The sequence below is a fragment of the Nonomuraea sp. NPDC003754 genome (assembly GCF_053605785.1).
This window is the reverse complement of the sequence record NZ_JBSGJX010000013.1, coordinates 116,054-140,099: the sequence shown is the minus strand read 5'-3', so window position 1 is coordinate 140,099 and position 24,046 is coordinate 116,054. Positions and strand designations below refer to the sequence as shown.

At 69.3% G+C, this 24,046-nt stretch carries 22 protein-coding genes and 1 riboswitch; of the genes, 14 read left to right on the top strand and 8 right to left on the bottom strand.

Features of this window, described 5'->3' with window-relative positions; translation table 11 throughout:
* The first annotated feature begins 79 nt into the window (after positions 1 to 79).
* Positions 80 to 1,561, top strand: a complete 1,482-nt coding sequence (gene lysX, locus ACWEVS_RS18525; protein WP_452552486.1) for a bifunctional lysylphosphatidylglycerol synthetase/lysine--tRNA ligase LysX — start codon at positions 80 to 82, stop codon at positions 1,559 to 1,561.
* A gap of 105 nt (positions 1,562 to 1,666) precedes the next feature.
* Here lysX and ACWEVS_RS18520 read toward each other — a convergent pair whose 3' ends face one another.
* Positions 1,667 to 2,596: an NADP-dependent oxidoreductase gene (locus ACWEVS_RS18520; RefSeq protein ID WP_452552485.1), complete on the bottom strand. Its 930-nt coding sequence runs from the start codon at positions 2,594 to 2,596 to the stop codon at positions 1,667 to 1,669.
* A 78-nt stretch (positions 2,597 to 2,674) separates the two neighbouring features.
* On the opposite strand from ACWEVS_RS18520, the gene ACWEVS_RS18515 reads away from it, so the two are divergent.
* Positions 2,675 to 3,091 carry a winged helix-turn-helix transcriptional regulator gene (locus ACWEVS_RS18515; protein ID WP_452552483.1) on the top strand — a complete coding sequence of 139 codons (417 nt, stop codon included), beginning with the start codon at positions 2,675 to 2,677 and terminating at the stop codon, positions 3,089 to 3,091.
* A 225-nt stretch (positions 3,092 to 3,316) separates the two neighbouring features.
* Complete coding sequence (locus ACWEVS_RS18510; protein ID WP_354909400.1) at positions 3,317 to 3,532, top strand: LuxR C-terminal-related transcriptional regulator; 216 nt, start codon at positions 3,317 to 3,319, stop codon at positions 3,530 to 3,532.
* On the opposite strand, the gene ACWEVS_RS18505 is transcribed toward ACWEVS_RS18510, so the two are convergent.
* Positions 3,529 to 4,572 carry an NlpC/P60 family protein gene (locus tag ACWEVS_RS18505; RefSeq protein ID WP_452552481.1) on the bottom strand — a complete coding sequence of 348 codons (1,044 nt, stop codon included), beginning with the start codon at positions 4,570 to 4,572 and terminating at the stop codon, positions 3,529 to 3,531. The two genes, ACWEVS_RS18510 and ACWEVS_RS18505, sit on opposite strands and share 4 nt — an antisense overlap.
* A 5-nt stretch (positions 4,573 to 4,577) precedes the next feature.
* Positions 4,578 to 4,728: riboswitch (cyclic di-AMP (ydaO/yuaA leader) on the bottom strand.
* Between the two features lie 276 nt (positions 4,729 to 5,004).
* Between ACWEVS_RS18505 and ACWEVS_RS18500 the strand changes: the two genes are divergently transcribed.
* The 6 genes from ACWEVS_RS18500 (at position 5,005) to ACWEVS_RS18475 (ending at position 12,908) form a co-directional block, all read left to right on the top strand.
* Positions 5,005 to 5,574 (top strand): amino-acid N-acetyltransferase, encoded by a 570-nt coding sequence (locus tag ACWEVS_RS18500; RefSeq protein ID WP_354909405.1) that lies wholly within the window; start codon positions 5,005 to 5,007, stop codon positions 5,572 to 5,574.
* A gap of 86 nt (positions 5,575 to 5,660) precedes the next feature.
* Positions 5,661 to 7,019: an RDD family protein gene (locus ACWEVS_RS18495; RefSeq protein ID WP_452552479.1), complete on the top strand. Its 1,359-nt coding sequence runs from the start codon at positions 5,661 to 5,663 to the stop codon at positions 7,017 to 7,019.
* Positions 7,020 to 7,116: 97 nt separating this feature from the next.
* Positions 7,117 to 7,614 carry an RDD family protein gene (locus ACWEVS_RS18490; RefSeq protein ID WP_452552477.1) on the top strand — a complete coding sequence of 166 codons (498 nt, stop codon included), beginning with the start codon at positions 7,117 to 7,119 and terminating at the stop codon, positions 7,612 to 7,614.
* Positions 7,615 to 8,000: 386 nt separating this feature from the next.
* Positions 8,001 to 8,333 carry a histone-like nucleoid-structuring protein Lsr2 gene (locus ACWEVS_RS18485; RefSeq protein ID WP_354909410.1) on the top strand — a complete coding sequence of 111 codons (333 nt, stop codon included), beginning with the start codon at positions 8,001 to 8,003 and terminating at the stop codon, positions 8,331 to 8,333.
* Between the two features lie 300 nt (positions 8,334 to 8,633).
* Positions 8,634 to 11,135 carry an ATP-dependent Clp protease ATP-binding subunit gene (locus ACWEVS_RS18480; protein ID WP_452552475.1) on the top strand — a complete coding sequence of 834 codons (2,502 nt, stop codon included), beginning with the start codon at positions 8,634 to 8,636 and terminating at the stop codon, positions 11,133 to 11,135.
* Positions 11,136 to 12,014: 879 nt separating this feature from the next.
* A complete protein-coding gene (locus tag ACWEVS_RS18475) occupies positions 12,015 to 12,908 on the top strand; it encodes a TIM barrel protein (RefSeq protein WP_449921967.1) in 894 nt (297 codons plus the stop codon).
* Positions 12,909 to 13,216: 308 nt separating this feature from the next.
* On the opposite strand, the gene ACWEVS_RS18470 is transcribed toward ACWEVS_RS18475, so the two are convergent.
* On the bottom strand, positions 13,217 to 14,083 hold the full coding sequence (locus ACWEVS_RS18470; RefSeq protein WP_449921966.1) for an A/G-specific adenine glycosylase: 867 nt from the start codon (positions 14,081 to 14,083) through the stop codon (positions 13,217 to 13,219).
* A 68-nt stretch (positions 14,084 to 14,151) separates the two neighbouring features.
* Here ACWEVS_RS18470 and ACWEVS_RS18465 point away from each other — a divergent pair, with 68 nt between their 5' ends.
* Positions 14,152 to 14,835 carry a hypothetical protein gene (locus tag ACWEVS_RS18465; protein ID WP_452552473.1) on the top strand — a complete coding sequence of 228 codons (684 nt, stop codon included), beginning with the start codon at positions 14,152 to 14,154 and terminating at the stop codon, positions 14,833 to 14,835.
* A gap of 6 nt (positions 14,836 to 14,841) precedes the next feature.
* On the opposite strand, the gene disA is transcribed toward ACWEVS_RS18465, so the two are convergent.
* The 5 genes from disA to ACWEVS_RS18440 form a co-directional block, all read right to left on the bottom strand.
* Positions 14,842 to 15,927 carry a DNA integrity scanning diadenylate cyclase DisA gene (disA, locus tag ACWEVS_RS18460; protein ID WP_354909421.1) on the bottom strand — a complete coding sequence of 362 codons (1,086 nt, stop codon included), beginning with the start codon at positions 15,925 to 15,927 and terminating at the stop codon, positions 14,842 to 14,844.
* Between the two features lie 425 nt (positions 15,928 to 16,352).
* Positions 16,353 to 17,768 carry a DNA repair protein RadA gene (radA, locus tag ACWEVS_RS18455; protein ID WP_449921962.1) on the bottom strand — a complete coding sequence of 472 codons (1,416 nt, stop codon included), beginning with the start codon at positions 17,766 to 17,768 and terminating at the stop codon, positions 16,353 to 16,355.
* 157 nt (positions 17,769 to 17,925) lie between these two features.
* Positions 17,926 to 18,231, bottom strand: a complete 306-nt coding sequence (gene trxA / locus ACWEVS_RS18450) for a thioredoxin (RefSeq protein ID WP_449921960.1) — start codon at positions 18,229 to 18,231, stop codon at positions 17,926 to 17,928.
* Positions 18,228 to 18,602 carry a MerR family transcriptional regulator gene (locus tag ACWEVS_RS18445; protein WP_452413520.1) on the bottom strand — a complete coding sequence of 125 codons (375 nt, stop codon included), beginning with the start codon at positions 18,600 to 18,602 and terminating at the stop codon, positions 18,228 to 18,230. Before ACWEVS_RS18445 ends, trxA begins: the two co-directional genes overlap by 4 nt.
* A gap of 85 nt (positions 18,603 to 18,687) precedes the next feature.
* On the bottom strand, positions 18,688 to 19,386 hold the full coding sequence (locus tag ACWEVS_RS18440) for a class I SAM-dependent methyltransferase (protein WP_452413522.1): 699 nt from the start codon (positions 19,384 to 19,386) through the stop codon (positions 18,688 to 18,690).
* A gap of 36 nt (positions 19,387 to 19,422) precedes the next feature.
* On the opposite strand from ACWEVS_RS18440, the gene ACWEVS_RS18435 reads away from it, so the two are divergent.
* The 4 genes from ACWEVS_RS18435 (at position 19,423) to ACWEVS_RS18420 (ending at position 23,918) form a co-directional block, all read left to right on the top strand.
* Positions 19,423 to 20,232, top strand: coding sequence for a sugar phosphate isomerase/epimerase family protein (locus tag ACWEVS_RS18435; protein WP_449921955.1), 810 nt, complete (start codon positions 19,423 to 19,425; stop codon positions 20,230 to 20,232).
* Between the two features lie 25 nt (positions 20,233 to 20,257).
* Positions 20,258 to 21,154, top strand: a complete 897-nt coding sequence (locus tag ACWEVS_RS18430) for a class I SAM-dependent methyltransferase (protein WP_452552470.1) — start codon at positions 20,258 to 20,260, stop codon at positions 21,152 to 21,154.
* Positions 21,151 to 21,732, top strand: a complete 582-nt coding sequence (locus tag ACWEVS_RS18425) for a TetR/AcrR family transcriptional regulator (RefSeq protein ID WP_449921952.1) — start codon at positions 21,151 to 21,153, stop codon at positions 21,730 to 21,732. Before ACWEVS_RS18430 ends, ACWEVS_RS18425 begins: the two co-directional genes overlap by 4 nt.
* Before the next feature lie 92 nt (positions 21,733 to 21,824).
* Entirely contained in the window at positions 21,825 to 23,918 is a 2,094-nt protein-coding gene (locus ACWEVS_RS18420; RefSeq protein ID WP_452413526.1) for a (Fe-S)-binding protein, read from the top strand.
* Positions 23,919 to 24,046 lie beyond the last annotated feature (128 nt).

Below are 24,046 nucleotides of genomic sequence, written 5' to 3'. Positions count from 1 at the left end.
GTAACCCCGCCTCCTTGCACTCCCTTTGCAAAGAGCTGACGAACTCTTGCATTGCGCCATATCGGTACCCTTTGGTGTTGTGAGCGACGAACTTCCCGAGCAGATGCGCATCCGGAGGGAGAAGCTCGACCGCCTTCGTGACGAGGGCGTCGATCCTTATCCGGTGACCTTCCCCCGTACGGCGACCAACGCCGAGATCAGGGAGAAGTACCAGGGTCTCGACCCTGACACCGCGACCGGCGACAAAGTCGGCGTCGCGGGGCGCGTCATGCTCAACCGCATCGGCGGGAAGCTCTGCTTCGCCACGCTGCGTGACGGCGGCGGTGACCTGCAGGTCATGATCTCCCTCGACAAGGTGGGAGAGGAGTCGCTGGCGGCCTGGAAGCGCGACGTCGACCTCGGCGACCACGTCGGCATCGAGGGAGAGGTCATCACCTCCCGGCGCGGTGAGCTGTCCATCCTCGCCGACCGCTGGCAGATCACCTCCAAGTGCCTGCGCCCGCTGCCGGAGAAGCACGTCGGCCTCACCGACCCCGAGGCCCGGGTACGGCAGCGCTACGTCGACCTCATCGTCAACGACGAGGCGCGCTCGATGGCCCGCGTCCGCAGCGCCACGGTCCGCGCGGTGCGCGACTTCTGGCACGAGGAGGGCTACCTCGAGGTCGAGACGCCCATGCTGCAGCCGATCCACGGCGGCGCGGCGGCACGGCCGTTCAAGACCCACATCAACGCCTACGACATGGAGCTCTACCTCCGCATCGCGATCGAGCTCTACCTGAAGCGGCTCGTGGTCGGCGGCATCGAGAAGGTCTTCGAGATCAACCGCAACTTCCGCAACGAGGGCGCGGACTCCACGCACAACCCCGAGTTCACGATGCTCGAGGCGTACGGCACCTACCTCGACTACAACGACATGGCCGAGCTCACGCAGCGGATGTACCAGCGGGCGGTCGTGGCCGCGCTGGACACCACCGTGGTCGTGCACGACGGCGTCGAGATCGACCTCGGCCTCGCGCGCTGGCCGAGGGTCAGGCTGTACGATGCGGTCTCCGCGGCGCTGGGCGAGGAGATCACCACCGACACCCCGCTCGAGCAGGTCAGGAAGTACGCCGACGAGCGTCACGTCCACTGGGACGCGAAGTGGGGCCAGGGCAAGCTCGTCCAGGAGCTCTTCGAGGAGCTGGTCGAGCACACGCTGGTCCAGCCGACGTTCGTCATGGACTACCCGCTGGAGACCTCGCCCCTCACCCGGCAGCACCGCGACAACCCGCTGCTCACCGAGAAGTGGGACCTGATCGGGTTCGGCACCGAGCTCGGCACCGCCTACTCCGAGCTGGTCGACCCGATCGAGCAGCGCCGCAGGCTCACCGAGCAGTCGATGCTGGCGGCCGGCGGCGACCCCGAGGCGATGCAGCTCGACGAGGACTTCCTGCAGGCGCTGGAGTACGCGATGCCGCCGACGGGTGGCGTCGGGGTCGGGATCGACCGGATGATCATGGCCTTCACCGGCAGGAACATCCGGGAGACGATCCTGTTCCCGCTGGTGAAGCCCACCGGCTGACGCGTGTCCACGCCGGTCGTCACCGCCGGGCGGGCTCGCCGGTGACGATCGGGGCGGTCGCGTCCTGAGGCGGCCCGGCGGGCCGTACCCGGTCGGGTGGCGGTGTCAGAGGGTGAGGACCAGGCGACCGCGCAGGCCGCCCTTGGCGAGACGGGCGTAGGCGTCGCCGGCCTGCTCCAGCGGGTAGGTCCCGGCGACCCTCGCGGTCAGCCGGCCGAGCCCGGCCAGCCGGGCGATCCCGGCGAGCTGGAACGGCTCCTCGCGGAAGAACACGGTGGCCACGTCCGTCCCCCGCAGCGCGACCGGTGCCACGCCGGCTGTGAGGGTGACGAACGTCCCCCCGTCGCGGAGGGCGTTCAGTCCCTCCAGGCCGGTCACGGCGGCGTCGATCACGGCGTCCACCCCGCCTGGCACCCGCTTCCTGACCGCCTCGCCCAGATCCTCTCCGCGCGGGACGAACCACTCGGCGCCGAACCCCCGGACCAGTTCCTCGTCGTCGCCTCCCGCCGCGGCCACCACCCGCAGGCCGCGGGCCGTCGCCAGTTCCACCGCGAACCCGCCGACGGCGCCCGCGGCCCCCGTGACCAGGACGGTCTGGCCCTGGCTCAGGTTCGCCCGGTCGAGCGACTGCCACGCGGTCAGCGTGTTGAGCGGCAGGGTGGCGGCCTCGACCAAGGACAACCCCGCCGGAGCGGGCGCGACCGCCGGCGCGTCGACCACCACGTGGTCCGCCTGGGCCTTGGTCGGCAGTTCGAGCCGGCTGACCAAGGCGATCACCTCTTGCCCGGGCGCGATGGCGACGCCTTCACCCACCTGGTCGACCACGCCCGCGGCGTCGAAGCCGAGGCCGTAGGAGTCGAGCTCGCGGGCGACGCCGTAGTCGCTGAGCGAACCTGAGGCGACCGCGAGGTCGAACGGGTTCAGGCCGGCGGCGGCGACCTTGATCCGGACCTGGCCCCGGCCCGCCTGGGGAGTCGGGGCCTCGATGAGCTCGGGAGAGCCGGAACCGCCGATGAGGGCACGCATGGTTGTCATGCGGACGACCCTAGGGAGAGAAGCTCTCTTCTGGTAAGAAGGCACCTGGAAGTGCGTAAGCCACCCGGAGGAGCTCGCATGGCGACCACGACGGCGGCCGCGCGCCGTGCCGCGGCCAAGCAGGAGTACGACGCGTACGTCGCGCAGTGCCCCTCGAGGAAGCTGCTGGACACCCTCAGCGACAAATGGGTCAGCCTGATACTCACCGCCCTGGCCGGCGGCTCGATGCGATACAGCGATCTGGCCAGGACGGTCGCGGGCGTGAGCCAGAAGATGCTGACGCAGACGCTTCGCGGGCTGGAAAGGGACGGGCTGGTCTTCAGAACGGTGACCGCCTCGGTGCCGGTGCGCGTGGATTATGAGCTCACGCCACTCGGAACGAGTCTGCTCCCACTCATGGCCGCGATCAAGGAATGGGCGGAGAGTCACATCGAGGATGTCGAGCTTGCCCGCGAACGCTATGACGCCGGGCAGACCGCTGAAAAAACGGCGTGAAATTCAGGATAAGAGCGCATTGCGGTCGGCCGGTTGTGGCCTGATCTTCGCGCCGTATGTCGCGCGAGTTCTTCATATAGAAACGATCAAGTCAATAGTCGCCGTCAAGCGCTTCGTGGAATCAACCTTGACGACCTTTCGAGTATGCGTTTACCGTCTGCGGGACGAGCAGCGGTGCTCGAGCCGAGACGTCGCCGAGTTGTGCTGTTGGGGGGAGGGCTCCCGATGGATGTGCTCACCGACGACGGAGTCGTGTTGAGCCAGGACGACCTGGATCTCCTCGCGGAGTTGGCCAAGGGTGTCACGGTCGACCGCGTGGGCAGAACGCTGGAGATCAGCGGCCGCACGGTCCGCCGCCGCCTGCGCGTCATCTGCGACAGGATCGGCGTCGCCACGGCCATCGAGGCCGTGGCCTGGGCCGCGCGCCGGCGACTGATCTAGTCGGCGATCCGTACGGCTCCCGCGAACGGCCTGTTGGCGATCGCGGCGACCCGGACGACGTCACCCGTGCGGGGCGCGTGCACCATCATCCCGCCGCCGATGTAGATGCCCACATGGTGCAGGTCGTTGTAGAAGAAGACCAGGTCGCCGGGGCGTAGCTGCTCGCGCGAGATGTGGGTGCCGGCCGTCCACTGGTCGCCGGTGTAGTGCGGCAGGCTGATGCCCACCTGCTGGTAGGCGGCCATGACCAGGCCCGAGCAGTCGAAGGAACTCGGCCCCTCGGCGCCCCACACGTACGGCTTGAGCTGTTGGGTCAGCGCCCAGCGGGCGGCCTGCGCGGCCTTGCCGCTGCCGATGATGGGCAGGTTGACCCTGCTGGCGCGGGTGCCCGGCCGTCCCGCCTCGCCCAGGGCGCGCCGGAACAGGCTGCTCTCGGTCTTGGCGACCATCGAGGTGATCTTGTCGCGTTTGCTGCCGAGGTCGTTGACGAGTTTCTGGACCTCGGCCAGGCGTGTCTTGGCGGTCGCCCTCGCCTTCTCGGCGGCGGCGATGGACTCGGCGAGCTCCTTGACCTCCTGGCCCTGCTGCTGGCCGAGGGCGTAGGAGGTGGCGGCGGCGTCGAGGAAGGAGTCGGGGTCGCCCGACGAGGTGAAGGCCAGGCCGTCGGCGAGGCCGCCGTACATGTAGGTGCTCTCGGCCACGAGCGTGGCTCGGGCGCGCTTGGCGGCCAGATCGGCCTCGCTGGTGGCCAGGACCTTCTTGGCGGTCTCGGCGGACTTCTTGACGCCCTTGAGCTTCTCGCGCTGCCCGTTGTACTGCTCGGTGAGCGTCTCGATGTCGTTGTGCATCTTCTCGACGCGCTCGGCGAGCTCCTTGAGCGTCGGCTTGGGGTCGGCGGCGGCCGGGCTCAGCGGCATGGCGAGGGCGAGGGCGGCCATCGCGGCGCTCACGACGGCGAACCGCTTCCTGGGGGAGCCCGGTTCGTGGGGGCGGGCGTGCTTGCCCGCGGACTTCCCCTCGTGAGTGCGCCTGCGCTTCACCAACCAGCTCCTCTCGTAGCCGCCGACCGGGTTAGCTGACGGGTTCGGGCCGGAGCAGCCCTACCGAGCACGGACTCGGACTCACCCCTGTGGCGGTCGGTGGTCCGCCGGCGGGTCCCCGGCTCCCCGTGGTGGGGGATTAGGCGCGTCACCCACGCCTGGCTGCGTGGGTGACATCGTCGCTGGACACTAGTGCAAGCCAGGTTCGTGCTCAACCAGAACTACGGATCCAGTAGAGGATGCGCAAACAAAGGATCACGGGCGGGTCACGCGAAAGCCTGATCAACCAGGGTATTGCGTGCCCTTTGCCCGGATTGGCAGAGATTTGTCGGGCATGTCGTGCGTCGATGCGGAGCGTGCTCGCCTCACTACGTGAGGTCATGTGATGGTAGTTAGGGATGGGCCGAAACAAGCTCGGTACGCTGAAGGGCCATGGAGCAGGTCGTCGAGCGCCCAATGCAGGACACCGAGATCGTCGTACGGCGCGCCCGCACGCCGGACGTCAGGTCGATCAAGCGCCTGGTCGACATCTACGCGGGGGCGGGCCGCAAGCTTCTCGAAAAAGCCACGGTCACGCTGTACGAGGACGTCCAGGAGTTCTGGGTCGCCGAGCGCGGCGGCCAGGTGGTCGGCTGTGGCGCGCTCCATGTGCTGTGGGAGGACCTCGCCGAAATTCGCACGGTCGCCGTCGATCCCGCGGCCAAAGGTTCAGGCGTCGGTCACCGTATTGTTACCGCGCTCGTGAGAACGGCTCGCGACCTGGGCCTTCGCCGGGTCTTCTGCCTGACGTTCGAGGTCGACTTCTTCGCCCGACACGGCTTCGTGCCCATCCAGGGAACGCCGGTATCACCCGAGGTCTACGCCGAGCTGCTGGCCTCCTACGACGAGGGTGTGGCCGAGTTTCTGGACCTCGAGCACGTCAAGCCCAACACCCTTGGCAACACCAGGATGCTGCTTCATCTGGACGCAGTTGACTACGGCGTTGACCAAGAGGAAAGGTGATTGTTGATACTCATGTCGATACGTTGGGCAACAGCAAGCATGTGTCCTGACATGTGCCACATGCGCCATCGAAGCGAGGTGACACGGTGAGCACCGGACAGCCGCCGTACCCGGACCAACCTGACGACAATTCCGGATACGGTCAGCAGAACGCAGGACGCCCTGGCGAGCAGCCGGATCCTGACGTGACGATCGTCGGCTATCGCCATGAGGGCGGCGGCTACGGTCAGCCGTCACAGGGCCAGCCCGACCAAGGCTACGGCCAGCAGGGCTACGGCCAGCAGCCCGGTTACGGCCAGCAGGGCTACGGCCAGCAGCAGCAGCCCGGCTACGGCCAGCCTTCCTCGGGCCAGCAGGGCTACGGCCAGCAGCAGCCCGGCTATGGACAGCAGGGCTACGGCCAGCCCGCGTCAGGCCAGCAGCCCGGCTACGGCCAGCCCTCCTCGGGCCAGCAGGGCTACGGCCAGCAGCCCCCCGCTTCCGGCCAGCAGCCTTACGGTCAGCAGGGCTACGGCCAGCAGTACGGCCAGCCCGGCTACGGCCAGCAGGCCGCCTCGGGCCAGCAGCCCGAGTACGGCCAGCAGGGCTACGGCCAGCAGCAGGCCTCCTCCGGCCAGCAGCCCGAGTACGGCCAGCAGCCGGAGTACGGGCAGCCCGGCTACGGCCAGCAGCAGCCCGGGTACGGCCAGCCGGCGTCCGGCCAGCAGCCCGGTTACGGCCAGCCCTCCTCGGGTCAGCAGCCCGGCTACGGCCAGCAGCCCGGCTACGGTCAGCAGGGCTACGGCCAGCAGGGCCAGTCGCAGCCCGGCTACGGCCAGTCCTCGCCCTACGGCCAGCAGCAGCCCTACCAGCCCGGCTACGGCCAGCAGCAGCCGCCCGCCTACGGCCAGCCCGGCTACGGCCAGCCGTACGGCGCTCCGGCCGGCCTGCAGCCGCCCGGCGCACCCGCCCCGCTCGCCGAGTGGTGGCAGCGCCTGGTCGCCCGCATCGTCGACGGCGTGATCTTCGCGGTCTTCTGGATCATCGTGAGCACGGTCCTGTTCATGGTCGCGGGCCCGAGCTACGACCTCGCCACCGGCACGTTCACCGGCATGAACCCGCTCGTCCTCGCGGCGATCCTCGCCGTCCTCGCGGCGCTGTTCTACGTGGGTTACGAGTTCCTGCTGACCAAGTCCAAGGGGCAAACGGTCGGCAAGATGATCATGGGTATCAAGATCGTCCCGGTTGGCGGCTCGCTGCCCCCCGGCGGTCTGGAGAGCGACTCCGCCATCAAGCGGGCCGGCATCACCTGGGGCGGCGTGATCCTCAACGCCATCCCGATCCTCGGTGGCCTGCTGGCCTTCGCCGCGATCGGCGTCAACGGCGCCTCCCACCTCTGGGACAAGCCGCTGCAGCAGACCTTCGCCGACAAGTTCGCCGGCACCGTGGTCGTGAAGATCAAGTAAGCGGATACCGAAAAAACGGGGACCGGCGTCGCGCCGGCCCCCGTTTTCGCGTCCCCGGCCCTGTAATCGCGGCCGGCCGGCGTACAGAATGGGGCTTATGGTCGCGCCGCCGCCAGGAGTGCCGGCCGTACCGGCCGATTGGTGGGAACGGCTCGTCGCGCGAAGCATTGAGGCTCTCGTCGTCGGGGTTCTCTATTACATTCTGTTCATCACGGCCTGGGGTTTGTTGCGGACTGTCGGCCTGCTTGAGGTGTATGGCGACCGGTTGCCGAGGTTGTTGGCCTGGCTGGCCGCGGGGCTGGGTTATGCGGGCTATGACTGCCTGGTCCATTACCGGCGGCGCCGTACCTTCGGGAAGGCGATCATGAAGATAAGGCTGGCGCCCGCCCCGGGGCGGCGGCTGGGGCCGGAGGATCTGGCGAAACGCGCGCTGCTCTATCCCGGGCCGATCGCGCTCGCGGGGATTCCTGGCGCCAATGTCGTTGTCGGAATCCTGGTGTTCGCCGTCGGACTGTCTATCTTGATCGACAAGCCCCTCCAGCAGGGGTTGCACGACCGGTGGGCGGGTTCGTTGGTGATCAAAGACCCTCGCTGAAGTGTGCATCTGCCCCCAGACGCCGATTTTTCAGGATTTTCCGGGCGATCGGGTAAGAACTCTGGAGAGACTGGCATTAGGCTAGGTGGCACACACCCCGCCAGGTGGCGCTCCCTTTGGCGCTATCGTCGGGGCGGAGAGTCGACAACAGCTGTCCCGTCCGTCGCAGGGCGGCACGTGCATAAAGGGCGCGTCTCCCGCAAACCCCATGAGGCGGCGTGGGGCGGAATGCAGCCGCCGGGCGCCGTCCAAACAGGACGGGTCCGTCCGGGGACCGAACTGACCCGGGAGTCAGGGAATCCGCGAAGCGCTGAATTGTCTCGTCGCCTTTCCGGGTATATGTTTGGCACGCGAATGAAACAATGCGCCGGGAAAGGATTCCGTAGATGGCCAAGCAGATCCAGGAGATTCTCATCGATGACCTCGATGGGGGCGAGGCCAATGAGACGGTCAGCTTCGCCATTGACGGCGCGTCGTATGAGATTGACCTCAGCGACGTTAACGCCAAGAAGCTGCGGGACGCGCTGTCGCCTTTCGTGACGTCCGCCCGCAAGTCGGGTGCCGTTGCGGCCCGTCGCCGGGTGCGCGGCGGAGCACGTTCCATGAGCCGTGAGAAGAGCTCCGAGATTCGGCAGTGGGCCAAGGCCCACGGCCTCCAGGTCAGCGAGCGCGGCCGCATCTCCTCCGCGATCGTGGAGAAGTACGAACAAGCCCACTGACATCATGCGCTTATGCCGATCGCCTAGAACCCCGGAGATCGCCATAAGCGCATGATCGTGTTTGCCGGTGAAAACCGGGCATGTCGTGCGGCCGGTGGCTCATGCTCTAAACGTCGTTCGCTTGCGGCGTATCGGGAACACAGCACCCCCTGTAGGTAGTTGGATGGAGGGTGAACGCCCTGCTCTCGGGGAACGTCTCTGCTATGGAGCGTGTCAGCGGTTCGCCGAGCCAGGGCTAGCATGCGGGAGGACGGGACCGGATTTACCGGCCTGACTGACCGCTCTGTGAGGAGCGACGAGATGTTCGAGAGGTTCACCGACCGAGCGAGGCGGGTTGTCGTCTTGGCCCAAGAAGAGGCCAGGATGCTCAACCACAACTACATCGGCACTGAGCACATTCTTCTTGGCTTGATCCATGAAGGTGAGGGCGTAGCCGCCAAGGCTCTGGAGAGCCTCGGCATCAGCCTTGAGGGTGTGCGCCAGCAGGTCGAGGAGATCATCGGCCAGGGCCAATCGGCTCCGTCGGGGCACATTCCGTTCACCCCGCGGGCCAAGAAGGTTCTTGAGCTGTCGCTCCGTGAGGCTTTGCAGCTGGGCCACAACTACATCGGCACCGAGCACATCCTGCTCGGGCTCATCCGCGAGGGTGAGGGTGTGGCTGCCCAGGTGCTGGTCAAGCTTGGAGCCGATCTCAACCGTGTGCGGCAGCAGGTCATCCAGCTGCTCCACGGCTACCAGGGCAAGGAGCCGGCCGCCGCGGGTGGCCCGCAGGAGTCCGCGCCGTCCACGTCCCTGGTGCTCGACCAGTTCGGCCGCAACCTGACCCAGGCGGCCCGCGAGGGCAAGCTGGATCCGGTCATCGGCCGTGAGAAGGAGATCGAGCGGGTCATGCAGGTCCTCTCCAGGAGGACCAAGAACAACCCCGTTCTCATCGGCGAGCCCGGCGTCGGCAAGACCGCCGTCGTCGAGGGCCTGTCACAGAAGATCGTCAAGGGTGAGGTGCCCGAGACGCTGAAGGACAAGCAGCTCTACACGCTTGACCTGGGCGCGCTCGTGGCCGGCTCCCGCTACCGCGGTGACTTCGAAGAGCGCCTGAAGAAGGTGCTCAAGGAGATCCGCACCCGAGGCGACATCATCCTGTTCATCGACGAGCTGCACACGCTCGTGGGTGCGGGCGCCGCCGAGGGCGCGATCGACGCCGCCAGCATCCTCAAGCCGATGCTGGCCCGCGGCGAGCTGCAGACCATCGGCGCCACCACGCTCGACGAGTACCGCAAGTACCTCGAGAAGGACGCCGCGCTGGAGCGCCGCTTCCAGCCGATCCAGGTGGCCGAGCCGTCGCTCAGCCACACGATCGAGATCCTGAAGGGTCTGCGCGACCGCTACGAGGCGCACCACCGCGTGTCGATCACCGACGACGCGCTGGTCGCCGCCGCGCAGCTGGCCGACCGCTACATCAGCGACCGCTACCTTCCCGACAAGGCGATCGACCTCATCGACGAGGCCGGTTCCCGGATGCGCATCCGCAGGATGACCGCTCCGCCGGACCTGCGCGAGTACGACGAGAAGATCGCCAACGTCCGCCGCGACAAGGAGTCCGCGATCGACGCGCAGGACTTCGAGAAGGCGGCTGCCCTCCGCGACCAGGAGAAGCAGCTCCAGCTCAAGCGCGAGCGCCGGGAGAAGGAGTGGAAGGCCGGCGACATGGACGTCGTGGCCGAGGTCACCCAGGAGCTCATCGCCGAGGTCCTGGCCACCGCCACCGGCATCCCGGTCTTCAAGCTGACCGAGGAGGAGTCCCAGCGCCTGCTCCGCATGGAGGACGAACTCCACAAGCGGATCATCGGCCAGGACGACGCCATCAAGGGCCTGTCGCGGTCCATCCGGCGTACCCGTGCCGGTCTGAAGGACCCGCGCCGTCCCGGCGGCTCGTTCATCTTCGCCGGCCCCTCGGGCGTCGGTAAGACCGAGCTGTCCAAGGCTCTGGCGGAGTTCCTCTTCGGCGACGAAGACGCTCTGATCATGCTGGACATGTCGGAGTTCATGGAGAAGCACACCGTCTCCAGGCTGTTCGGCTCCCCGCCCGGCTACGTCGGGTACGAAGAGGGCGGCCAGCTGACCGAGAAGGTGCGGCGCAAGCCGTTCTCCGTGGTCCTGTTCGACGAGATCGAGAAGGCCCACCCCGACATCTTCAACTCGCTGCTGCAGATCCTGGAAGACGGTCGCCTGACCGACGCCCAGGGCCGGGTGGTCGACTTCAAGAACACGGTCATCATCATGACCACCAACCTCGGCACCCGCGACATCTCCAAGGGCATCGGGGTCGGGTTCGCGAAGTCCAACGACGCCGAGTCCAACTACGACCGGATGAAGTCGAAGGTCCAGGAGGAGCTCAAGCAGCACTTCCGGCCCGAGTTCCTCAACCGTGTCGACGACATCGTGGTCTTCCACCAGCTCACGCCGAAGGAGATCATCCAGATCGTCGATCTGATGCTCGCCCAGGTGAGCGAGCGGCTGAAGGACCGCGACATGGGGCTCGAGGTCTCGCCCGCCGCCAAGCAGCTGCTGGCCGACCGCGGCTACGACCCGGTGATGGGCGCCCGTCCGCTCCGTCGTACGATCCAGCGCGAGCTGGAGGACTCCCTGTCGGAGAAGATCCTGTACGGCGAGCTGCGTCCCGGCCAGGTGATCAAGGTCGACATCGAGGGCGAGGGCGACAACGCCAAGTTCCTCTTCGTCGGCGAGACCGCCTCGCGCGTTCCCGACTCGGCGGCCGCGATCGCGGAGCCGATCCAGAACTAAGCGCTGGGTTTGCCAGGGCCCGCGTGGGATCCCCACGCGGGCCCTGCCGCGTGTTCAGCCACCGTCGCACTGGCCGGTCTCTCGGTCGGCGGTTTCTTGGGTGGCGGTCTTGGGCGGCGGTCTCTCGGGCGGCGGGTTCTCGGGCGGCGGGTTCTCGGGCGGCGGGTTCTTGGGCGGGTTCTCGGGGCGGTCTCTCAGTCGGCGACCTCTCGAGGGCGGTCTCCCGGGCGGCGGTCTTTGGAGGCGCCATTCCTCCCGCCTTGCGGACGTTTCTCCCCGAGGTTCTCCGTCTTGCCGACCTTGCGGTTCGCAGGTGCTCACCCAGCGCCGGTCCGGCGCCTGCGCCCAGCGACGGAGTGCCCGAGCCTGGGGTGTGCGGGTTATCACTCCCGTCCGTTGGCAAGGGGAGCGAAGTCCTGCTGGGCGGCGCGCCTGCGACGGGCGGGACCAGTGACCGCGGGGGCGCCAGACCGGCTTGCCGTACGGGGAGGGAGAGGCTGCGGGGCGGCAGACCGGCCGTACCGGGAAGAGGGCGGAGAGGGCGCGCCGGGAGCGCGGGGATGGGTCGCGTTACTGGGGTGGGCATCGGTTTGATGTCAGATTGGTGACTCCAGGTTGGGTTCGGCTATACCGCCACGAGAAGTAGTACTACAATCCGTAGAGCAAAGCACGCCAAGTCCCGCACAAGTGACCCACAAGAAGGCGTCCCTAGGTTGGGGCTCATCCCTGAGGCGTAGTCGGAAGTCAACTCAGGGCGGACGCGGAGGCCCCGGTCCGGCGGGCAAGCTCGGCACACGTCCGAGCGACGGACACAACACCCAGTGCAAGCCGTGGAGGAAGCCGATGCGCCTGCGTCACGATGACGGAACGCTCGTTCACTTGGCGTACAACGCCGGCGTGCACCCCGCGGAGGACCTCGAGAACCTCATCGCCCACCTGACCCGCTACGCCGTCCCGGTGCGCAAGCGCCTGGGCGTCGACCGGATGGGCGTCGGGCTGTGGCTGTCGCCCACCGTGGCCGACCATCTGATCGCCGACCGCATCGAGCTGGTACGGCTGCGCCGCTCCCTCGAGGAACGCGGTCTCGAAGTGGTCAGCCTGAACGGCACCGGCGGCCGCAACCAGGACGTGCCAGGCCCCGACTGGGCCAAGCCCGAGCGCTACCGCTACACGATGGCGCTCGCCAAGATCCTCGCCTTCCTCCTGCCGGAGGACGTGCGGTTCGGCAGCATCTCCACCATCCCGATCGGCTGGCGCCGCGACTGGCCCGCCGACCTGCACGCCATCGCGACGCGCCGGCTGGAGCGGCTGGCCCGCGAGCTGCGCGGCATCCACAGCGTCACGGGCAAGACGATCCGCGTGGGGTTCGAGCCGTGGCCGGGATGCGTCCTCGAGACGACCGAGCAGGCCGTCGAGCGGGTGGGCGGCATCGACTCCGAGCATCTCGGCGTCTGCCTCGACGCCTGCCACCTGGCATGCGGCGGCGGCGAGGAGCCCGGCGCCGCGCTGCGCGGGCTCGCCGAGGTCGGGGCGCCGGTGGTCAAGCTGGGGCACGTGCACAACCACACCGACACGGGCGCGGTTCTGCACGACACGTTGACGGCGATCCTGTCGGGCGCGGTCAACGGCACGGCGCACATCGAGGTCGAGACGCACAACCTGGCGGTGCCGGGACGTGCCAAGGGGCCGGGGGCGCTGGTGTCGATGCTGGCCGAGGAGCTCGACTGGGCCCGCACGAACCTCACCTCGCTGGGCCTCCAGCTCGCCGCCTGACCTCTCCTCTCCACCGCGCCCTGGAAACGCCGACCCCGGGACGGCGGGCGGCCCAGGAATGCCGACCCCAGGGCGGCGGGCGGCGGCCCAGGAAGGCTGACCCCGGGATGGCGGGCGGCCCAGGAATGCCGACCCCAGGGCGGCGGGCGGCGGCCCAGGAAGGCTGACCCCGGGATGGCGGGCGGCGGCTCAGGAACGCCGCCGACCCCCAGTGCGGCGGGCGGCGGTCCCGGACACCGACCCCAGGACAGAGGGTCCAGGCGTGAACCGTGCCCTGGGCCCGAGGCGGGGGCGTACCCCTGGGCGGGTCAGGTGGGCAGGCGGTAGGTTCCGTCGTCCAGGACCTCGGCCAGGCCGTCGGTGATCAGCCCGTCGAGCGCCCGCTCCCGCTGGACCGGCTCGTCCCACACCGCGTCGAGCGCCGTCTTGGGCACCGGCCCGTGCGCCGCGCGCAGCACCGCGAGGAGACGGCCCCGGCACTGCCGGTCGGTGCCGTCGTAGGTCTGCCCCTTGCGTGCCTGGCCGGGCGGCTTCCCGGCGAGCCGCCAGGCGCACTGCGTGATGATCGGGCAGCGCTCGCACTGGGGGCCGCGGGCCGTACAGACCAGGGCTCCGAGCTCCATGACCGCCACGCCCCAGACGGGCGCGCCCACGGCGGGGAGGAGGTCCTGGGCGAGGCGGCGTTCGGCGGCGGTGGTGGCGGCCGGTGGGTACTCCTCCGCGCGGACGGCCCTGCCCAGCACGCGGCGGACGTTGGTGTCGAGCACCGGATGGCTGCCGCCGAAGGCGAAGCTCGCCACGGCGGCGGCGGTGTACTCGCCGATGCCGGGCAGCGAGAGCAGCGTCGCGTGGTCGGACGGCACCGATCCGCCGTGCTCCGTGGTGATCGCCCTGGCGCAGGCGTGCAGGCGCAGCGCCCGGCGCGGGTAGCCGAGGCGGCCCCAGTGGCGTACGGCCTCGCCGGGGGGTTCCGCCGCGAGGTCGGCGGGGGTGGGCCAGCGCTCCATCCACTGCTGCCACACCGGCAGGACGCGCACGACGGGCGTCTGCTGGAGCATGATCTCGCTGACCAGGATGCCCCAGGGGGTGGCGTCCTGGCGGCGCCAGGGGAGATCGCGGGCATTGTCGGCGTACCAGTCGAGAATCGGCTCTCGTAGGAGGTTCGGGTCGGCCACCCGCTCAGACTAGTGGGTTACGGCGTGTCGTCACCCTGCGTGCACGGGGGCTTCAGCATCCTGGGGGTATGGAACCGGATACCCTGCGCGGCGTCCCTGGGGATGTCTACTGGCGGCGGCGTATGACCGTACTTGTCGGGGTGCTGGTCGTGGTGGCCTTCGTGGCGTGGGCGTGTTCGGCCACGGGTGGGCCCGAGCACGCGTCGAACGCCGGGAAGCCCTCGCAGCCCGGGGTGGAGCAGGTTCTGGCGGGGTTGCCCTCCGTGACGGCGACGCCGACGCCGCAGCCGTCGAAGACGCGTGTGACGCCCTCCGCCGCACCCTCGCCCAAGCCCACCCCGGCACCGCCGGTGCGCAGGGCGGGCCTGCCGTGCGAGGAGAAGGACCTGGTCCTCAACCTGGAGCAGCGGCAGGAGGTCTATGCGGCGCAGGCTCGTCCCACCTTCATGCTCACCCTGGTGAACACCGGCCCGGTCATGTGCACCGCGGACGTGGGGCCGCGGGCGATGGAGATCCGCATCACGTCGGGCAATGACCGGGTGTGGTCGACGGCCGACTGCGTGAGCGGCGAAGGCGTCGAGGTCCGCAAGCTGGAGCGCGGCATCCCGTACGTCCACAGCCTCGAATGGGACCGGCGACGCTCGGGCGTCGACTGCTCGGGCACGAGGGCCGGCGCGCTGCCCGGCACGTATGTCGCGGTGGTGCGCAAGGGTGGTCTGCGCAGCCCGAAGGCGGTCTTCCACCTGCGCTAGGGCGGGTCAGACGTAGCGTTCGAGGATGCTGGACTCGGCCAGCCGCGACAGGCCCTCGCGCACGCTCCTGGCCCGCGACTCGCCCACGCCGCCGACCGCCTGCAGGTCGTCGACGCTGGCCGCCAGCAGCTTCTGCAGCCCGCCGAAATGGTCGACCAGCCGGTCGACGACCGTCGCGGGCAGCCGCGGAACCTTCGCCAGCAGCCGGAACCCGCGCGGGCTGACCGGGCTGTCGAGCGTCTCGTTCGCCCCGCGCCCCAGCACCCGCGCCACGGCGGACAGGTCGAGCAGCTCGCTCGCCGACAGCGCGTCGAACCCGTTGAGGACGTCGGTGACCTTGCGCTTGGTCCGCGTCACCGACGCGGGAAGGTAGTCGCGCACGATCAGCTCGCGGTCGGAGTCGACCCCGGCGACCAGCTCGTCCAGCTGCAGGGACAGCAGGCGGCCGTCGGTGCCGAGCTCGACGACGTAGCCCTGGATCTCCTCGGAGATCCGGCGCACCATCTCCAGGCGCTGGGCGACGGAGGCCACGTCGCGGACCGTGACCAGATCCTCGATCTCCAGCGCCGACAGCGTGCCGGACACCTCGTCGAGGCGGTGCTTGTAGCGTTCGAGGGTGGCCAGGGCCTGGTTGGCCTTGGACAGGATGGCCGCCGACTCCTCCAGGACGTAGCGGATGCCGTCGAGGTAGAGGGCGATGATCCGCATCGACTTGCTGATCGCGATGATGGGGAAGCCGGTCTGCCGGGCGACGCGCTGCGCCGTACGGTGCCTGGTGCCTGACTCGTCGGTGGGGATGGCGGGGTCGGGCACGAGGTGCACCGCGGCCCGCACGATCTTGTGATCGTCGCTGCGCAGCACGATCGCGCCGTCCATCTTGGCCAGCTCGCGCAGCCGCGTCGCGGAGAACTCCACGTCCAGCTCGAACCCGCCGCTGCACAGCTCCTCGACCACGCTGTCGTAGCCCAGGACGATGAGCCCGCCCGTCTGGCCGCGCAGAATGCGCTCCAGACCGTCTCTCAGTGGAGTGCCCGGGGCAACCGAGGCGAGGGCTGTGCGACGACGGTCGTCAAGACTCCTGTCGTTTGCCACCTGACCCCCGTGTCCTAGTCAAAATCCAGCTTACCGGCCAACCTGTGTGCCGTACCCGTAGTCTCATGAACCCCATCCTCATCCGGACGTCGTCTCGGATGGACAGGTCGTTCCCGCAGGACGACCCGCCTTCGTCGCCCTGCCGCCGCCGGTCAGGGGGGTCCCGCTCCGGGTCCGTCCCGCTCCTGCCCGTACGGCACGCCGGCGACAGGCCACCGTGGTCCGCCGGTCCCGCGCCGTCCATCACGCTACTGCGGGCCCACGGGGCTGGGCGCCGTCACGTCGGATCGTGCGGCCGCCCTTCTCCTGCCCGTGTCGCGCGCTTTCATTTCCCTTACCGACGTCGCGGCACATGACAGTGGCCCCCTCGACCGCGTAGTCGTTATGCAACCGTTGTGGGACCGGCGGCCGGCTGGGCGGGGTGGTCAGGTGACGTGGGTGAGGGCGTCCCAGACGTTCTCCGCCTCCATCACCTCGAACCCTGGAGCGAACGCGACCGGCCCCACCGGGACCAGCGCGCGCTGCTCACCCGGCCGGCGACGGCTGCCGCCCTCCTCCAGCGAGCCCCGGGGCACCAGCGCCCGCTTGAACCCCAGCCGCGCGGCCTCCGACAGCCGGCGGCGGACGTCGCGCACCGGCCTGAGCTCGCCCGCCAGCCCCACCTCGCCCAGCGCGACGAGCCCTTGCGGTAGCGGCTTGTCGCCCGCCGCGCTGGCCACGGCGAGCATGACCGACAGGTCGACGGCGGGGTCGGCGAGCTTGATGCCGCCGACGGTGGCGGTGAAGACGTCGCAGCCGCCCAGCCTGGCGTTGAGCCTGCGCTCGAGGACGGCCAGGATCATCTGCACCCGGTAGGGGTCGAGGCCGGAGGAGGTGCGGCGCGGCTGCTGCGCCTCGGTGCGCGCGACCAGCGCCTGGACCTCGGCGGGCAGCGGTCTGGTGCCCTCGACGGTGACGGTGACGCAGGTGCCGGGCACCGGCTCGCTGCGGCGCGAGACGAACAGGCCGCTGGGGTCGGTGATGCCCTCGATGCCGCGGTCGTGGAGGTCGAAGCAGCCGACCTCGTCCGTCGGGCCGAACCTGTTCTTGATCGCGCGGACCATGCGCAGCCTGGAGTGGCGGTCGCCCTCGAAGCTGAGCACCACGTCGACCAGGTGCTCGAGGGTGCGGGGGCCGGCGATCGAGCCCTCCTTGGTGACGTGGCCGACCAGGACGGTGGCCATGTTGCGCTCCTTGGCCAGCCGGACGAGATTGGCGGCCACCTCCCGCACCTGCGTCACGCCGCCAGGGACGCCCGTGGCCTGCGCGGAGCCGACCGTCTGCACCGAGTCGACGATCAGGAGCTGCGGCTGGACCTTCTCCACATGAGTCATGAGCGCCGACAGCTCGGTCTCGGCGGCGAGGTAGAGCTTGTCGCGGATCGCCCCGATGCGGTCGGCGCGCAGCCGGACCTGGGCGGCCGACTCCTCGCCCGTGAGATAGAGGACGGTGGTCCACTCGGCGATGCGGGCGGCGGCCTCCAGCAGGAGCGTGGACTTGCCGATGCCCGGCTCGCCCGCCAGCAGCAGGACCGCGCCCGGCACCAGCCCGCCGCCGAGGACGCGGTCGAGCTCGCTCACGCCGGTCGGGCGGGCGGTGGCGATCTCCGCCTTGACGTCACCGATGGGTACGGCGGGGCCGCTGGTGGCGCCGGGCTGCACCACGTGGACCCCCGCTCGGGCGCCCTCCTCGTCGACCGTGCCCCACGCCTGGCACTCGCCGCACCTGCCGACCCACTTGGTGGTGCGCCAGCCGCACTCGGCGCAGCGGTAACCGGGCTTCTGTGCGGTCTTCGGTGCCATGCGGAGCAGGCTAGCCTGCGTGGCCGACAATCGGCCGCAGCCAGGACGCGGCGGTCTCGGGCGCTTTCACGGTGACCAGGCGTTCCGGACGTCCTGCGCGGGAGCCCTGCGCGGGAGCCCTGCGCGGGAGAGGCTCGTCGTGGAGAGGCGGCCGGGGTCAGGAGAGGCCGAGCTCGGCTTCCAGCATGCGCTTGGGCTTCGCGCCGACGACCTGCTTCACCGGCTCGCCGTTCTCGAAGAGCAGCAGGGTGGGCAGGCCCATCACGCCGTACCTGGTCATGATCTCGGGGTTCTCGTCGGTGTTGAGCTTGCCGATGGCCAGCCCGTGCTCCGCCTCGATCTGGTCCAGGACGGGCGCCACCATCCGGCAGGGTCCGCACCACTCCGCCCAGAAGTCCACCAGGACCGGCTCGGAGCTCTTGAGCACGAGCTCCTCGAAGTTCTCAGTCGTCAGCTTGATCATGCCTTCTCCTTCGCGAAACATCCGGTGCAGGCCTGGGTGAGCTGTCCTGCCACCTCCGCACGCCTGGCCAGCAGGAGGCCGATCTCCTCGTCGATCTGGGCCAGCTTGCGCCGGTAGACGGCGACGGACTCCGCGCACGCGCTGCCCGAGGCGTGACCCGCACGGAGGCAGTCGACGAACGGGCGGGCGTCCTCGAGCGTGAACCCCACCGTGAGCAGCTGGCGGATCTCGCTGACCAGCTTCACGTCCGAGAGGGAGTACTCGCGGTAGCCGTTCGCTCCCCTGCGGGCGCTGAGGAGCCCGTGCTTCTCGTAGTAGCGCAGGGAACGAGCGCTCACACCTGTCCGTTCGGCCAGCTCTCCGATCCGCATGCCACAACGGTAAACGTTGACGCCAGTGTCAAGGTCAAGCGGTCCGAAACGCCGCCATCGGACGACCGGTCGCCCGCCGCGCCGGTCAGAAGTAGCGCCAGCGCAGGACGTTCGGGTAGGCCAGCTCCACTCCGGTCGTCTCCCGGATCGCCTCCTCGGCCACCTCGGGCGCGAACTCGATGCGCAGCACCGCCTCGAGGTCGGCCCGGCGCTCGAAGACCATCCGCAGGTCCAGCTCGTCGCGCTGCCATCCCTGCCGGGACCAGAAGTCCTCCACGGCGCCGGGCGAGTACGCCGGCACCGTGCGCTGGAACCACCTGCCGAAGGCGCCGCGCGTGGCGTCGAGGTCGATCACGAACGCCGCGCCGCCCCGCCGTACGACGCGGGACAGCTCGCGCAGCCCCGGTTCGCAGCCGGGGCCGAAGAAGTAGGCCCACCGGGCGACGGCCACGTCGACGCCGGCGTCGGGCACCGGCAACGCCTGCGCGGTGGCCGCGTGGACGGACACGTTGGCGAGCCCGTCGCAGCGGCGGCGGGCCAGGCCGACGAGGTCGCCGTGGGGTTCGACGCCGATCACCCTGGCCGCTGTGGCGGCGAAGGACGGCAGGTGGTAGCCGCTGCCGCAGCCGATGTCGAGCACGGTCGCGCCGTCCCAGGGGCGGATCGCCCGCATCGCCGCGTCGGCCGCGCCGTCGGGGTCGACCGCGCGGTTCTCCAGCTCGTAGATCGCGGGGGTGTTCCAGATGTTCGGGCTGGGGATGGCTCCGGTGGCGACGCGCGGCATGCCCCCACGGTACGGCCTCGCGCGTAGGCTGGCAGCGTGGCAGATGTCATCCGCGTGCCCAATGCGAAGATCGCATTGTCCACTGCTTCGGTATATCCGGAACGTACCCCCGACGCCTTCGAGCTGGCCGCCCGCCTCGGCTACGACGGTGTGGAGATCATGGTGGGGGCCGACCCCGTCAGCCAGGACATCGACGTCATCGAGCGGTTGTCGGACCACTACGAGATCCCCGTCCTCGCGATCCACGCGCCCTGCCTGCTGGTAACCCAGCGCGTGTGGGGCCGCGACCCGTGGGCCAAGCTGCTGAAGGCGCAGAAGGCCGCCGAGCGGCTCGGCGCGCGCACGGTCGTGGTCCACCCGCCGTTCCGCTGGCAGCGTGACTACGCCCGCGACTTCGAGAACGGCCTGGCGAGGATGCGCGACGAGACCGACGTGGTCTTCGCGGTGGAGAACATGTTCCCCCTCAAGGCGCGAGGCAACGACGTCGTGCCGTACTCCCCCGACTGGAATCCGATCGACTACGCCTTCCCCCAGGTCACCCTCGACCTGTCGCACACGGCGGTCTCGGGCTCCGACGCGATGGAGATGGCGGTGAAGCTCGGCGACCGGCTCGCGCACCTGCACCTGGCCGACGGCGTCGGCGTGCCGAACAAGGACGAGCACCTGGTCCCCGGCAGGGGCAACCAGCCGTGCGCGCAGGTCCTCGAACGGCTGGCCAACACCGGCTTCGACGGGCTGGTGGTGCTGGAGATCAACACGCGCAAGGCGTCCAGCCGTACGGAACGGATCGACGATCTGGCGGAGGCCCTGGCCTTCGCCAGGCTGCACCTCGCGGCGTCTAGATGAGCGGGCCGCGGGGGAAAGTCCTCTCATGAGTGTCACTGGCCCCTCCCGCGCGCTTGGCAGGGTGTTCGACCGGGTCGCCGACGCCTACGATGCGGGCCGTCCCGGCTATCCGGGTGAGCTGTTCGACGCGCTCACGGAGCTGTCCGGCGTCGCGCTGGCGGGTGCGACGGTGGTCGACGTCGGCGCGGGCACCGGCATCTCGGCGCGTGCCCTGCGGGATCGCGGTGCCCGCGTGGTGGCCGTCGACCCCGGCCGCGAGATGCTGGCGCGGCTGATGGCGCGCAACCACACGGACAGGCAACACGCGGACAGGCAACACGCGGACGGGAACCACGCGGACGGGAATCACACGGACGGGAATCACGCGGACGGTGTCCACGCGGACGGTGTCCATGCGGACGGTGACGGCGCGCCGGTGGCGCTGGGTATCGTGGCGGCCGTGCAGGGGGACGGCAACGCCCTGCCCCTCAGGGACGGCGGCGCCGACCTGGTGACCTACGCCCAGTCGTGGCACTGGCTCGACCCCGACGTCTCGATCGCGGAGGCGCGGCGCGTGCTGCGCCCCGGCGGGAGGGTCGCCGCCTGGTGGAACACCACCGACGCCGCCAGTGCCGACTGGCTGGCCGCCTATGAGGTCCGCCTGGCGGAGGCGTGCGCCGCCTACTGGGGTCCGGCGCGACCCGAGTGGAACATGCCGAAGATCGCGGAGGCGCTGCCGGTCGAGGAGCGCTGGCTGCGCTGGACGCGCCGGGTCGCCGTCGACGCCTTCCTGCTCGACCTGCGCTCCCACTCCTACATGGCGACGATGCCCGCCGAGGCCGCCGACGAGCTGGTCGCCCTGCAACGCGCCGAGCTGCTGCGGGTCTTCCCCGACGGCGTGCTGACCGTCCCGATGCGCGTCTACCTGGCGGTCGGCGGATGACGGTCAAGCGCCGGACGGGACGCAGGCCGGGCGCCTCGGACACGCGTGGCGACATCCTCACCGCGGCCAGGCAGGTGTTCGCCGAGAAGGGGTTCGACAAGGCGACGGTCCGCGGCATCGCCCGCGAAGCCGCGGTCGACCCCGCCCTCGTGCACCACTACTTCGCGACCAAGGAGGGCTTGTTCGTCGAGGCCATGCGGCTGCCCATCGATCCCGACGACGTGCTGGGCCGGTTGCTGGACGGCCCGCGCGAGGAGGTGGGCGAGCGGCTGGTCCGGCTGATCCTCACGGTCACGGCCGACGCGCAGGCCAGGGAGCCCGTGCTCGCGCTCATGCGGTCGGCCATGACCAACGAGCAGGTGGTGCTCATGATGCGGGAGTTCATCACCAACGCGCTGCTGTACCGGGTGGCCGATGGTCTGGGCATCTCGCACCTGCGGATGGAGGCCGCGTTCGCCCAGCTCATCGGGGTGGTGCTGGCGCGTCACGTGCTCAGGCTCGAGCCGGTGGCCTCGGCTGATCTCGAGGAGCTGGTGGAGCTGGTCGGTCCTGCCGTACAGCGCTATCTGGCCTCGTAGAGCATCGTTCTACTATGGTCGCGGTGCCGTACCGACCAAAAGTTACCCGTCGGTAGGATAGTGGGCAGCCAACGCAGTCTGTGGGAGGACACGTGCTCTGGGTCGCCATCATCGGGCTCGCGATGACCGTGGCAGCGGTCGCCGTCGCGGGCCGCCGGACACTGTTCCTGTTCAAGCTCGCCACGGTGGGCCCACCCGCGCCCGAGCGCGTCCAGTACGCCAAGGACAACGTGGGCACCGAGGTCAAGGCGCAGCTCGTCGAGGTCTTCGGGCAGAAGAAGCTGCTGAAGTGGACGCCTTCGGGTGTCGCGCACTTCTTCGTCATGTGGGCCTTCTTCATCCTGCTGACCGTCTACATCGAGGCCTACGGCGCGATCATCCAGGGCGCGATCACCGGCCGGCCTGACTTCCACATCCCGCTCATCGGGCAGTGGTCGGTGCTGGGCTTCCTGCAGGACTTCATCGCGGTGGCCTGCGTGCTCGGCCTGATCGCGTTCGCGGCGATCCGGATCAAGAACTCCCCGAAGACGCTGGGCCGCAAGTCGCGCTTCTCCGGCTCGCACCTCGGTGGCGCGTGGCTCGTGCTGTTCATGATCTTCAACATCATCTGGACGCTGTTCCTCGCCCGCGGCGCGGCGGCGGCCAACGGCAACCTCCCCTACGACGGTGGCGCGTTCGTGTCGCTGGCCCTGGGCGAGGTGCTGCCGGCCAGCTCCCTGCTCGAAGAGATCGCGCTGCTGCTGCACATCGGCTTCATGCTGGTGTTCCTCGTCATCGTGGTGAACTCCAAGCACCTCCACATCTTCACCGCGCCGCTGAACGTGCTGTTCTCGCGCCGGCCCGACGGGCTCGGCGGCGCGCCGGAGCTGCGCGTCGACGGCAAGCCCGTCGACTTCGAGGACGAGGACCTCGACCCCGAACGGCTGGGCCGCGGCAAGATCGGCGACACCACCTGGAAGGGCTTCCTCGACTTCTACTCCTGCACCGAGTGCGGCCGCTGCCAGTCGCAGTGTCCCGCGTGGAACACCGACAAGCCGCTGTCGCCGAAGATGCTCATCCTCGACCAGCGTGACCACGCCTTCAAGGTCGCGCCGTACCTGCTGCAGGGCGACACCAGCCACGCCGACACCGACGTGCTCGCGCTGCTGGAGAAGCCGCTGGTCGGCGAGGAAGGCGTCATCCACCCGGACGTGCTGTGGTCGTGCACCAACTGCGGCGCCTGCGTCGAGCAGTGCCCGGTCGACATCGAGCACATCGACCACATCCTCGACATGCGCCGCTACCAGGTGATGGTCGAGTCGTCGTTCCCGTCCGAGGCGGGCGTGATGGTGAAGAACCTGGAGAACAAGGGCAACCCGTGGGGCATGTCCGAGATGAAGCGGGCCGACTGGATCGCGGAGCTCGACTTCGAGGTCACGCTCATCGACGAGAAGATGCCCGAGGACACCGAGTACCTGTTCTGGGTCGGCTGCGCGGGCGCCCTGGAGGACCGGGCGAAGAAGACCACGAAGGCCGTCGCCGAGCTGCTCCACATCGCGGGCGTGAAGTTCGCGGTGCTCGGCCCCGCCGAGGCGTGCACCGGTGACCCGGCCCGCCGCCTGGGCATGGAGTTCCTGTTCAACATGCTCGCCCAGCAGAACATCGAGACGCTGAACGAGGCGGGCGTCAAGAAGATCGTCGCGACCTGCCCCCACTGCTTCAACACCCTCGCCAACGAGTACCCGCAGCTCGGCGGCACCTACGAGGTCGTGCATCACACCCAGCTGCTGGCCAAGCTCGTGGACGAGGGCAAGCTCACCCCGATCACCCCGATCGAGGAGAAGATCACCTACCACGACCCGTGCTTCCTCGGCCGCCACAACAAGGTCTACAGCCAGCCGCGCGACATCATGTCGAAGGTCCCCGGCGTGCAGACCCAGGAGATGCACCGGCACAAGGACAGGGGCTTCTGCTGCGGAGCCGGTGGCGCCCGCATGTGGATGGAAGAGCGCATCGGCAAGCGCATCAACACCGAGCGGGTGGACGAGGCGCTGACCACGAACCCGGACACCGTCTCCACCGCCTGCCCGTTCTGCATGGTGATGCTCGGCGACGCGATCAACGAGAAGAAGAACAACGGCGAGGCCAAGGAGACGCTCGAAGTCGTGGACGTGGCCCAGTTGCTGATCAAGTCAGTCAAGGGCTGAGTCGGAAGTCCGCAACACCCTGTGTTGCGGACTTTCCCATGTCAGACGCGCGACGAAGCCGAAAACCTTTCTCCACATAACGGGAAAATCACGGTAACCTCAACGTCGCATGGCTTCATTCGACGGGG